The organism is Erwinia wuhanensis (assembly GCF_030484085.1).
In the GTDB taxonomy this organism is placed as follows: domain Bacteria; phylum Pseudomonadota; class Gammaproteobacteria; order Enterobacterales; family Enterobacteriaceae; genus Erwinia; species Erwinia aeris.
This window is the reverse complement of sequence record NZ_JAUJUH010000002.1, coordinates 153080-165492: the sequence shown is the minus strand read 5'-3', so window position 1 is coordinate 165492 and position 12413 is coordinate 153080. Positions and strand designations below refer to the sequence as shown.

The following is a 12413-nucleotide window of genomic DNA, read 5'->3' as shown; positions in this document are numbered from 1 at the left end:
ACAGGAGGCAAGGGATGTTGCTGACAGGAACTCATTTTGCAAAGCTTAGCCTGGCCTGCTGCCTGGCGTTAGCGCTGGGGCAAGCCGTACCCGCCGCTGCGGCCATGCCGCATTCGGCCGCCGTTTCCGCTTCGCAGGCGCAGGTAAAGCTACAATCGCTGTTTACTAACGGCTACCGGCCTTTTTATCTTAAAACGCTGGCATCGTTATATGCTACGCAGCATATGCAGCCTCTGTGGCAGGATCGCCAGGCCGTGCAGCAGTTTCAGCAGCAGCTGGCGGAAGTCGCGATTTCCGGCGTACAGCCGCAGTTCACGCAGTGGGTTAAATTATTAACCGATCCTGCGGTAACAGGTTTGGAACGAGACGTCGTGCTTTCCGACGCTATGCTTGGCTATCTGCAATTCGCTTCGACGGTGCCGGCTAAAGGCGAAACCTGGCTTTACAGCAATGTCCCCTACAAGCTGGAAGTTCCTGCCTTATCGGTGATTAACCAGTGGCAGCGGGCAATTGAGCATGGCGCCACGCATGCTTTTGTCGCCTCTTTGGCGCCGCAGCATCCACAGTATCCTTTAATGCACCAGGCGTTAAAAGATTTGCTGGCGGACAACCGCGCCTGGCCGCAGCTGACCGACAGACAAAGCCTGCGCCCTGGGCAGCTGAGCGACGATGTGCCTGCGCTGAGAGAAATTTTGCAGCGCACCAATATGCTGACGCCCGGCAGCGATACGCCAAAACCTGATGACGATGCGGTGCCGACCACGCCGGTCCCGGCTTCCTTCGTAGATGAAGAAATCGCGGTTAGCCCTTCGGCCTCTCCCGCAGAGCAAACTCCGCAGGCGAATACGCCGGAGCAGGCCGGCCACGTAGAAAGTGGTACGCTCAGTAATCCTGCCCATATCTATTCTGAAGATTTGGTGGCGGGCGTGAAACGCTTTCAGCGCTGGCAGGGCCTGGAGGCCGATGGCGTTATCGGGCCAAGAACGCGTGAATGGCTAAACGTTTCTCCGCAGCTGCGGGCCTCGCTGCTGGCGCTGAACATTCAGCGGCTAAGGCTGCTGCCGGATGATATGCATAACGGCATCATGGTGAATATTGCCAACTACTCGCTGAAATATTATCTGAATGGCAATCAGATCCTGGATTCCCGCGTTATCGTGGGCCGTCCGGATCGTAAAACGCCGCTCATGCGCAGTGCCTTAAACAACGTGGTGCTTAATCCGCCATGGAATGTACCCACCACGCTGGTGCGCAAAGATATTATCCCGAAGGTAAAACAGGATCCGAGCTACCTGTATAAGCACAACTACACGCTGCTTTCCGGCTGGAGCAGCGATGCTGAAGTGATCGATCCTTCCATGATTGACTGGCGGATGGTTTCGGCAGCTTCGTTCCCGTATCGTATCCGTCAGGCGCCAGGGGCAACGAACTCGCTGGGTCGTTATAAATTTAATATGCCAAGCTCGGACGCTATCTATCTGCACGATACGCCTAACCACAATCTTTTCCAGAAGGATATCAGGGCGCTGAGTTCCGGCTGCGTCAGGGTAAACAAGGCGTCTGATTTGGCTAATCTGCTGTTACAGGATGCGGGCTGGAATGATTCGCGTATCTCCAGCACGCTGAAGCAGGGTGATACCCGTTATGTGCCGGTGCGTCATCACATTCCGGTCAACCTGTATTACCTGACCGCCTGGGTCGCTGACGACGGACGTACGCAATATCGTACAGATATTTACAATTATGACCTGACGGCGCGCTCCGGGGCGCAGGTATTGGCGAAAGCTGGTCAATTATTACTCTAGTGGTTGATTCTTCAGGTTTTCTGATGTTGGCCTGCGGCCAGCCTGTCTGACGGGTACGGCAGCCTCTCAAGGAATTGCCGTATCCGTCACGTTTCGTCGGTTGACGCCACATTTCTACCCGGTTATGGTTCCGGGCGGTGAACGTTTCCACCGTTTCAGAACTTTTTTAGCCGGGTAACACAGATTAATGGATAAATTCGACTCTCATCGCCGTAAATTACTGGCCCTGGGCGGCGCGGCACTAGGCCTGTCGCTGCTTCCTGGCCAGGCTTTCGCTTCGCTTTCCACCTCACGTCCTCGCATTCTGACGCTGAATAATTTACATACCGGAGAAAGCCTTAAAACCGAGTTTTTCAACGGGAAAAGCTATGACAAGAATGAGTTAACGCGCCTTAACCATTTTTTTCGTGATTATCGCGCCAACAGGATCAAAAGCATCGATCCACATCTTTTCGATCAGCTGTATCGGCTCCAGGCGCTGTTAGATACGCGCAAGCCCGTACAGCTGATTTCCGGTTACCGTACGCTGGCGACCAACAACTCGCTGCGCGAACGCGGCAGCAGCACCGGCGTAGCCAAGCACAGCTATCATACGCTGGGCCAGGCAATGGATTTTCATATTGAGGGGATCGCCCTCAGCAATATACGCAAAGCGGCTCTTTCCATGCGGGCCGGGGGTGTAGGATACTATCCCAAAAGCAACTTTGTGCATATTGATACCGGGCCGGCAAGGCACTGGTAAGAAAATCCGGGCTGACCGGAATTAATGGAGCCTTATGAATTATCAAACTATTCCGGTAACGGCCTTTTCGCAAAACTGCTCTTTGATCTGGTGTCCGGTGACGCTGCAGGCCGCCATTGTCGATCCTGGCGGCGACGCAGAAAAAATTAAAGCGCAGACGACGGCAAAGGGCGTAACAGTTACGCAAATTCTGCTGACGCATGGCCATCTGGACCACGTAGGCGCGGCGGCTGAACTGGCTGCTTTTTATGCCGTACCGGTTGTTGGGCCGCATAAAGCAGATGCGTTCTGGCTGGAAGGGCTGCCGATGCAGAGCCAGATGTTTGGTTTTCCTGAATGTGCGCCGTTAACGCCCGATCGCTGGCTGGAAGAGGGTGAGGTTGTGCACGTGGGCGATATCTCGCTTGAGGTTCTGCTCTGTCCGGGCCATACGCCGGGTCATATCGTATTTTTTGATCGGGCTTCTCGCCTGCTGATCTCCGGCGATGTGATCTTCAGCGGCGGCGTGGGACGTACCGATTTCCCTCAGGGCAGCCATAGCGACCTGATTGCCGCGATCAAAAACAAGCTGCTGCCGCTTGGCGATGACGTCACCTTTTTACCCGGCCACGGCCCCAGCTCGACGCTGGGCAGAGAGCGGATTTCCAATCCTTTTCTGCAATAAAGCTGCCGTATAAAAAAGCCTGCGTAATGCAGGCTTTTTTATTGCGTGACGGATAAAATATTTCGCATCCGCTTTATGTGCACTTACAGCACGGCGGCAATCGCTTCGCACAGCGGCGCCATATTGTCCGGCGTCATTCCCGCTACGTTAACCCGGCCTGAATTGACCGCATAAACGCCAAACTCTTCCCGCAGTCTAATCACCTGATCTTTGGTCAGGCCGCTAAAAGAGAACATACCGTTCTGGTTGATAATAAAGCTGAAGTCGCCTTTTGCCCCTTTTTCCTGCAGGGTATTAACGAACAGCTGACGCATACGGTGGATGCGCTGGCGCATATCGGTCAACTCCTGCTCCCACAGGGTACGCAGCGCATCGTTGCCCAGGATAGTGGCGACGACCGCCGCGCCATGCGCAGGCGGATTAGAGTAGTTCGCGCGGATGGTAGCTTTAACCTGGCTAAAGGCCGTGTTGGCAATATCGGCCGTGCTGGCGACCAGCGTGAACGCGCCTACGCGCTCATTATAAAGCCCGAAGTTCTTCGAATAAGAACTGGCGACAATCAGCTCCTGGTGTCCGGCAGCAAAAATGCGCAGGCCCTCTGCATCTTCTTCCAGCCCACGCGCAAAGCCCTGATAGGCAAAGTCGAACAGCGGCAGCCAGCCTTTCGCCAGCGACATCTCGGCAAGCTCCTGCCACTGTGCGGCCGTAGGATCGATGCCGGTAGGGTTATGGCAGCAGCCGTGGAACAGCACAATATCGCCCGCCTGCGCTTCACGCAGCGCGTTCAGCATTCCGTCGAAATCCAGCGAATGGCTGGCCGCATCGTAATACTGATATTCACAGACTTCCAGTCCGGCGGACTGAAACACATTTTTATGATTAGGCCAGCTAGGATTGCTGACCCAAACGCGCCTGGCGCCGGTTTGCGCGGCAATAAAATCCGCCGCTACGCGCAGCGCGCCCGTACCGCCAGGCGTTTGCGCTGTACGCGCACGTTTGTCACGCAGGATGGCGTTATCTTTGCCAAACAGCAGCGCCTGCGTACATTTGCCAAAATCGGCCAGGCCATCAATGCTCAAATAATTTTTGGTCGTTTCATTTTCCAGCAGATACTGCTCGGCTTTTTTCACGCTGGTCAGCACCGGCGTTTTGCCGGTTTCGTCCTTATAAACGCCAATGCCAAGGTTAATTTTGTCAGGACGGTCGTCCGCACGATAAAGGTCGGCTAAGCCAAGGATAGGATCTGCGGGTGCAGCTGCAATGCGTTCAAACATAATGAAAGTCCGTTATAACCTGAAACGAAATGAGAATTCAGGGTACCGCCACTATGATAAAAATGCCAACCGTTTGCGCTAAAAACAGTGAAAGAATGCCCTGGATAAAGGTAGCGGCAGCCAGCTGCTATAAACACCTGTAAAGGTAAAATAAGCGCGGCCGCTTTCCTGGCGTACGGGGCCTATAGCCAATGAAAACCTCTGGCCATAATGTAGGCCAGGCCCAGCGCAACGCCGATCAGCGCGCTAAACATCAGGCGAAAATCAGTCTGCATATCTTTGCGGATATCTTTCATCTCACCGCGTACGTCCTGTATCTCACCGCGCACGTCCTTTATCTCGCCGCGTACATCCTTTATTTCCCCACGAATATCATGGAGCTCGTTTCTGATATCGTTAACGTCATGTCTGAGCCAGGCGATATGCATTTCGATACGGGTAAAGCGCGCTTCCGTCTCGGTTTCTTTTTTTTCCTGCTGGTTGCTGTGGTTTGACAGCGTTAGCAGAAGAGGGCTGTCCATATCCATATTGGCTCTCCTTAAGCTAAATCCAGACTGATTTTTTCATGTTCACGCGTGGCTAACAAACACTTTTGGAAATTTTTCAGGAACGCTGCGGCATGGCTCGAATTTTTATGAAACGGAAAAAGAAATTACATAGGGAAGCGACAGGTTTTATTTAGCAGCACGGGCAAGTCAGGAAGGGAATAAGGGCAGGCAGAGAAAAGCGAAGGTGCAGACAATAAAAAAGCGGGGCCGAAGCCCCGCCAGACGATTTGTTGCTTGATTAGAACTGGTAAACCAGACCTACAGCCACGGTGTCGTCGGTGTTCAGACCCAGTGGATTGTTGTCATCCAGCAGGTTGATCTGGTAGTCAACGTAAGTAGACATGTTTTTGTTGAAGTAGTAGGTTGCGCCCACATCAACATATTTGATCAGGTCAGCATCGCCAACGCCTTCGATATCCTTGCCTTTAGACTGCACGTAGGCCAGGGATGGACGCAGACCGAAGTCAAACTGATACTGCGCAACCAGCTCAATGTTCTGAGCCTTGTTAGCGAAAGAGTTAGCAGACCAGGAAGTGCTGTCAGCGTCGCTAAAATTGCCGCTGTAAGAAATTGGCGTGGCGTTACGGGTTTCACCGTACATCGCTGCCAGGTAAACGCTGTTAGCGTCATATTTCAGCGCGGTAGCCCATGCTTCAGCACGTTTACCCGCGCCGCTATTGATGGTGACGGATTCAGCGGAGTTATTCGGGTTAGTCACGGTACGCACGCCAGCTGCCTGCGCATCGGTACGGTCATAAGAACCATAAGCTGCAGACACGCCTACACCGATTGGCGCGGTATAGCTGGTAGAGACTGCGTAACCGTCTCCGTTAGCGCGGCGAATGTCGTCTTCACGCTCGTTTTTACCCTGATACTGTACGGCAAAGTTCCAGCCGTCAACCAGGCCAAAGAAGTTGGTGTTGCGGTAGGTCAGCACGCCGGTAGTACGGCCGCCCAGGATGCCCAGGTCGCTATAGGCAGAGTCGCCGCCGAACTCTGGCAGCATATCGGTCCAGCCCATTGGATCGTACAGCAGGCTGTAGTTACGGCCGTAATCGATAGAGCCGTACTCAGCGAATTTCAGACCAGCGAAGCCCAGACGGGTTTTGTTGCCGTCCTGCGCGTCGGAGCCGCCTTCAGAATTGTTTGCCTGGATGTTGTATTCCCACTGGCCGTAGCCGGTGAGCATATCGTTAATCTGGGTTTCACCTTTGAAACCAAAACGCACGTAGCTCTGGTCGCCATCGTTGCCGTCGTTATCAGAGAAATAGTGCAAACCAACTGCTTTCCCATAGAGGTCCAGCTTATTGCCGTCTTTGTTATAGATTTCTGCTGCATTGGCTGCACCAGCGGCTAACAGGGCTGGGATAACCAGTGCCAGAATATTGCGCTTCATCATTATTTATTACCCTCATTGGAGTTATCTGGACACCTGCCACTGCCGTCAATAATTCTTTACAGAACTACGATGAGAGTTTGGTGTCTTCCTGTATCTGCACGCATCTTTCCATTCGCGGTGCGGTTAATCTACCTCGAAAATGCTACTAATATCCTATTCTGGTTACAGGAAGAAAATTTGTGTTTCAATATGTAAATAAAACGGAACTTTGTGAACTATATCTAAATTTACAAAAATAAAAAAAGGCCAGCGAGGCTGGCCTTAGTTATATATATGAATTTCTTATATTTAATGCAAAAATCAGAAGCTGGCGTTGCGCGGCGTCCTTGGGAAGGCGATGACGTCCCTGACATTTTGCACGCCGGTAACGTAGGCGATCAGGCGCTCAAAACCTAAGCCGAAGCCGGAATGAGGCACGGTGCCGTAGCGGCGCAGATCGCGATACCACCAGTAGTCTTCTTTGTTCAGCCCCATCTCCGCCAGACGCGCGTCCAGCACGTCCAGACGCTCTTCACGCTGCGAACCGCCGATGATTTCACCAATGCCCGGCGCCAGAACGTCCATCGCCGCCACGGTTTTGCCATCGTCGTTCAGGCGCATATAGAACGCCTTGATGTCTTTCGGGTAGTTTTTCACTACGACCGGCGCTTTAAAATGTTTCTCCGCCAGGTAGCGCTCGTGCTCGGACGAGAGATCGATACCCCAGGAGACGGCGTTTTCAAACTTCTCGCCGCAGGCTTTCAGGATCTCGATAGCATCGGTGTAATCCACCTGCGCAAAATCGGTAGTAACAAATTGCTCCAGGCGAGTAATCGCTTCTTTGTCTACGCGTTCGGCAAAGAAAGCCATATCGTCGGCACGTTCGGCCAGGACGGCCTTAAAGACGTACTTCAGCATGGCTTCAGCCAGCGCGGCGTTATCTTCCAGATCGGCGAAGGCCACTTCCGGCTCCAGCATCCAGAATTCCGCCAGGTGACGGCTGGTATTGGAGTTTTCAGCGCGGAAAGTCGGGCCGAAGGTGTAGATTTTGGAAATCGCGCTGGCGTAGGTTTCACCGTTAAGCTGGCCGGAAACGGTCAGGAACGCCTCTTTACCGAAGAAATCTTCATCGTAATTGACTTTGCCTTCCGGCGTACGCGGCAGGTTTTCCATATCGAGCGTGGAGACGCGGAACATTTCACCAGCGCCTTCCGTATCGGAAGCGGTGATCAGCGGGGTGGAGACCCAGAAAAACCCCTGCTCGTCAAAGAAGCGATGCAGCGCCTGCGCCAGCGTATGGCGAACGCGCGCGACGGCGCCGATCAGGTTAGTGCGCGGACGCAAATGCGCCACTTCACGCAGATACTCGATGCTGTGACGCTTGGCCGCCATCGGATAGGTGTCCGGATCGTCGACCCAGCCCACGACTTCCACCGCGCTGGCCTGGATCTCAAAGCTCTGGCCCTGGCCTGGCGAGGCCACGACTTTTCCGGTGATTGCCACGGAACAGCCGGTGGTCAGGCGCAGCACTTCTTCCTGGTAATTATTCAGAGAATTATTAACGACGGCCTGGACAGGATTAAAGCAGGAACCGTCGTAGACGGCGATAAAGGAAATACCGGCTTTTGAATCTCTTCGGGTACGCACCCAGCCGCGAACGGTGACTTCGCTGTCAACCGCGATCCGGCCTTGCAGTACATCCGCTACAGGCACAACGCTCATATAAGTCTCTCTTTTCATCAGAATTAAAATTACCCGAAACCGGGGCAATGCTATGTTACTTGCCAGAAGATGAGACACAAGAAGAATTCGTTGCGAGGCAGGAGATTTCTTAACGAAAGGCAATCAGAAAGAGAGAAAGGCAGGGCGCCTTTCTCTCTGTAGGCAGCCTAGCTGGCTTTTTTCACCAGCGGCAGATCGAACGCCTTGCGCAGGGCGCGAACAAAAGCTTTATCCTGGCAAATGGTTTTGCCGGGGCTGTCGGAGAGTTTGGCGACCGGTTTGCCGTTGCACTCTACCAGCTTAATGACGATATTCAGCGGTTTTACCTGAGGGATATCGCAGGTCAGCCGCGTGCCGATACCGAAAATGACCTCGATGCGCTGGCCAAAGTGGCGATAAAGCTCCACCGCTTTTGGCAAATCGAGATTGTCTGAAAAGACCAGCGTTTTTTCCTGCGGATCGATGCCGAGCTTTTCGTAATGCGCAATGGCTTTTTCACCCCATTCCACGGGATCGCCGGAGTCATGGCGCAGTCCCTGATAGCTGCTGGCGAAATTCAGGCCGAAATCACGCAGGAAAGCGTCCATGGTGATGCAGTCGGTCAGCGCAATACCCAGACGGTTCGGATACTCCTCCAGCCAGGCCTGCAAGGCGGCGCGCTGGCTGTTGGCCAGAACAGGGCTGATCTGCTGATGTGCCTGGAACCATTCATGCGCCTGCGTGCCCACCGGCGCGAGCTGTAGCTGCCGGGCAACATCGTAGTTGCTGGAGCCGACCAGCCAGGGGAAATCGGCTTTTAGCGTGCTGACAATCGCCAGCTGCACATCGCGGGAGAAACGGCGGCGCGTACCGAAGTCCATCAGCTTAAAGCGGGACATATCCAAATCTGCCGTCAGCTTGCCGAAATCAAGCAGCTTGCTTTGCAGACGCTCGACGGCCATCGCGGGGACGACCAGCGGCGAGCGGTGGCGGTGCACCACTTCGCTGATCAGCGCCAGCAGCGGCACCTCCCACATAATCACCTCCCGCCACGGGCCGGCGATGCGGATATCCAGCTTGCCCTGATGATTGCGGATGCGCACCTGAGCAGGGTCATAGCGGAATTGTTTCAGCCACTGCAGATAATCCGCGCTGAAAAACGGCAGTCCGGCAAGATAGCGGCTCTCTTCGTCGCTGAGCGCCAGCGACTGCATCAGGGTCACCTGTTGAGCGATTTCCTCAGCGTAGATGCCAAGCAGATCGTCGCCACGGCAGCGAAACTCAGCCACTACGGAAACGTTCTGATAGCGATGAAATACCGCCTGCTGCATATGCAGCTTATAGGCGTCCGTATCCAGCAGCGTGGTCAGTATCGGGGAAGCATGTCGTGTCATGGTGCGTTTCAGCATCCTCTGGCGAAGAGCGTTATCCCTGGTTTAAAAAATAGTAATGACGCAGGAGTATAACTTGAATACTCATTTATTGAACCCGATCACAGCACAATTCGATCCGGCAGGTCGAGGGCAATCCGTGCGATTGTTAAGAGGATGTAGCTTTTAACAGCAATTCCGACCACCCGACGCGATTCTCCATGGCAACATTGCAGGAAGCGGAATAGACTTGCAAAGTTAACTAATTATCGACATGAGAAGCACTTATGACGCAACTGCCACAATCCAAAAATCGCCATGATTATCGTGCGCCGGATTACACCATTACCGACATCGATCTGACGTTTGAACTGGATGCCGCAACCACCCGTGTGACGGCCGTCAGCCGCGTAAAGCGTTTGGGCCAGGCTGATGCGTCGCTGCGTCTGGATGGGGAAGATCTGACGCTGGTCTCGCTGGAGATTGACGATCGGCCCTGGACGGATTACGCGCTGGAAGAGGGCGCGCTGATAGTTTCCGGCCTGCCGGAGTCATTCACGATGAAAATCGTCAACGATATTCATCCGGATAAAAACAGCGCGCTGGAAGGCCTGTATAAATCGGGCGAGGCGCTTTGTACCCAGTGCGAGGCCGAAGGCTTCCGCCATATCACCTGGTATCTGGATCGCCCTGACGTGCTGGCTCGCTTCACCACGACCATCATCGCGGAACAACAGCTTTATCCGTATCTGCTGTCAAACGGCAACCGGATAGCCGGCGGCGAAGCGGAAAACGGACGTCACTGGGTAAAATGGGAAGATCCTTTTCCAAAGCCGTGCTACCTGTTTGCGCTGGTGGCAGGCGACTTTGACGTGCTGCGCGACAGCTTTAAAACGCGCTCCGGCCGGGATGTTGCGCTGGAGATCTTCGTGGATCGCGGCAACCTCGATCGCGCCGACTGGGCAATGACCTCGCTGAAAAACAGCATGAAGTGGGACGAGCAGCGTTTCGGCCTGGAATACGATCTGGATATCTTTATGATCGTTGCCGTCGACTTCTTCAACATGGGCGCGATGGAAAATAAAGGCCTGAACGTCTTTAACTCTAAATACGTGCTGGCGAAAGCGGAAACGGCGACGGATAAAGACTATCTGGGCATTGAAGCGGTGATCGGCCACGAATATTTCCACAACTGGACGGGCAACCGCGTCACCTGCCGCGACTGGTTCCAGCTTAGCCTGAAAGAGGGCCTGACCGTATTCCGCGATCAGGAATTCAGTTCCGATCTCGGCTCTCGCGCGGTCAATCGTATCGATAACGTGCGCGTGATGCGCGGCGCGCAGTTTGCCGAAGACGCCAGCCCAATGGCGCATCCGATCCGCCCTGAGCAGGTGATCGAGATGAACAACTTCTATACGCTGACCGTGTATGAAAAAGGGTCTGAAGTTATTCGTATGCTGCACACCCTGCTGGGCGAGGCGAATTTCCAGAAAGGCATGCAGCTTTACTTCGAGCGCCACGACGGCAGCGCAGCGACCTGCGACGATTTTGTGCAGGCGATGGAGGATGCTTCCAACGTCGATCTTTCCCAGTTCCGCCGCTGGTACAGCCAGTCCGGCACGCCGGTGCTTTCCGTACGCGATGACTATAACGCCGAGCTACAACAGTACACGCTGCACGTTACCCAAATGACGCCGCCAACGGCCGATCAGAAAAACAAGCTGCCGCTGCATATTCCGCTGGATATCGAGCTTTACGACAGTGAAGGCAACGTCATTCCTTTGCAGCACAATGGTCATCCGGTTCATCATGTGCTGAACGTGACGGAAGAATTCCAGAGCTTTGTGTTCGACGAGGTTTATCAGCAGCCGATCCCCTCGTTGCTGCGTGAATTCTCCGCGCCGGTGAAGCTGGACTACAACTGGAGCGATGCGCAGCTGACTTTCCTGATGCGCCATGCCCGTAACGATTTCTCACGTTGGGATGCCGCGCAAAGTCTGCTGGCGACCCATATCAGGCTGAACGTCGCCCGCTTCCAGCAGGGCCAGCCGCTTTCGCTGCCGCTGCACGTTGCCGATGCTTTCCGCGCCGTGCTGCTGGAGGAAAACAGCGATCCGGCATTGATGGCGCTGATCCTGACGCTGCCTGGCGAAAACGAAATTGCCGAGCTGTTTGAGGTAATCGATCCGGTAGCCATTGCGGAAGTGCGCCGTGCGCTGCTGAGTACGCTGGCTACGGAGCTGGCGGATGAGTGGCTGGCGGTTTACAACGCGCATCGTGTGGACGAATATCGTATCGATCATGCCGATATCGGCAAGCGCGCGCTGAAAAATACCTGTCTCAACTACCTGGCCTTCGGCGAAACAGGGCTGGCCGAGAAACTGGTTACCGCCCAGTTCCGTCAGGCGAACAATATGACCGACTCGCTGGCGGCGATGACGGCCTCGGTTGCCGCGCAGCTGCCGTGCCGGGAAACGCTGCTGGCCGAATTCGACGAGCGCTGGCATAAAGATGGCCTGGTGATGGACAAGTGGTTTACTTTGCAGGCCACCAGCCCGGCTGCGGACGTACTTAGCCGCGTTCGCGCGCTGCTCAGCCATCGTTCCTTTACGCTAAGCAATCCAAACCGTATCCGTTCGCTAATCGGCGCGTTCGCCTCGGCTAACCCTTCCGCCTTCCACGCTGCTGACGGTAGCGGTTACCAGTTCCTGGTGGAGATCCTGACCGATCTGAATACGCGCAATCCTCAGGTTGCCTCGCGCATCATTGAGCCGCTGATCCGCTTTAAACGCTACGACGAAGCCCGTCAGGCGCTGATGCGCGGCGCGCTTGAGAAGTTAAAGGCACTGGAGAACCTTTCCGGCGACCTTTACGAAAAAATCAGCAAGGCGCTTCAGGACTAATCGTCCGGCGTAAATGACAAAAAGCCCC

Annotated in this window: 9 protein-coding genes; 4 read left to right on the top strand and 5 right to left on the bottom strand. The window is 54.5% G+C overall.

Annotated features, from left to right (window positions below):
* Window positions 1-14 precede the first annotated feature (14 nt).
* From ldtD to QZH36_RS05210, 3 genes are all read left to right on the top strand, one after another.
* A complete protein-coding gene (gene ldtD / locus QZH36_RS05220; RefSeq protein ID WP_301251209.1) occupies window positions 15-1805 on the top strand; it encodes a L,D-transpeptidase LdtD in 1791 nt (596 codons plus the stop codon).
* A 187-nt stretch (window positions 1806-1992) separates the two neighbouring features.
* Window positions 1993-2547 (top strand): peptidoglycan L,D-endopeptidase MepK, encoded by a 555-nt coding sequence (gene mepK, locus QZH36_RS05215; protein ID WP_301729769.1) that lies wholly within the window; start codon window positions 1993-1995, stop codon window positions 2545-2547.
* Between the two features lie 34 nt (window positions 2548-2581).
* The gene (locus QZH36_RS05210; RefSeq protein WP_301251207.1) at window positions 2582-3211 is read left to right on the top strand and encodes an MBL fold metallo-hydrolase; all 630 of its coding nucleotides are present in this window, start codon (window positions 2582-2584) and stop codon (window positions 3209-3211) included.
* 83 nt (window positions 3212-3294) lie between these two features.
* Here QZH36_RS05210 and QZH36_RS05205 read toward each other — a convergent pair whose 3' ends face one another.
* The 5 genes from QZH36_RS05205 to pncB form a co-directional block, all read right to left on the bottom strand.
* The gene (locus tag QZH36_RS05205; protein WP_301729768.1) at window positions 3295-4485 is read right to left on the bottom strand and encodes an amino acid aminotransferase; all 1191 of its coding nucleotides are present in this window, start codon (window positions 4483-4485) and stop codon (window positions 3295-3297) included.
* Between the two features lie 182 nt (window positions 4486-4667).
* Window positions 4668-5012, bottom strand: a complete 345-nt coding sequence (locus QZH36_RS05200; protein WP_301729767.1) for a hypothetical protein — start codon at window positions 5010-5012, stop codon at window positions 4668-4670.
* 259 nt (window positions 5013-5271) lie between these two features.
* A complete protein-coding gene (gene ompF / locus QZH36_RS05195) occupies window positions 5272-6432 on the bottom strand; it encodes a porin OmpF (RefSeq protein ID WP_301729766.1) in 1161 nt (386 codons plus the stop codon).
* A 300-nt stretch (window positions 6433-6732) separates the two neighbouring features.
* Window positions 6733-8133 (bottom strand): asparagine--tRNA ligase, encoded by a 1401-nt coding sequence (asnS, locus tag QZH36_RS05190; protein WP_253454691.1) that lies wholly within the window; start codon window positions 8131-8133, stop codon window positions 6733-6735.
* A gap of 167 nt (window positions 8134-8300) precedes the next feature.
* A complete protein-coding gene (gene pncB / locus QZH36_RS05185) occupies window positions 8301-9506 on the bottom strand; it encodes a nicotinate phosphoribosyltransferase (protein ID WP_253454690.1) in 1206 nt (401 codons plus the stop codon).
* 263 nt (window positions 9507-9769) lie between these two features.
* Here pncB and pepN point away from each other — a divergent pair, with 263 nt between their 5' ends.
* Window positions 9770-12385: an aminopeptidase N gene (gene pepN, locus QZH36_RS05180; protein ID WP_301729765.1), complete on the top strand. Its 2616-nt coding sequence runs from the start codon at window positions 9770-9772 to the stop codon at window positions 12383-12385.
* Window positions 12386-12413 lie beyond the last annotated feature (28 nt).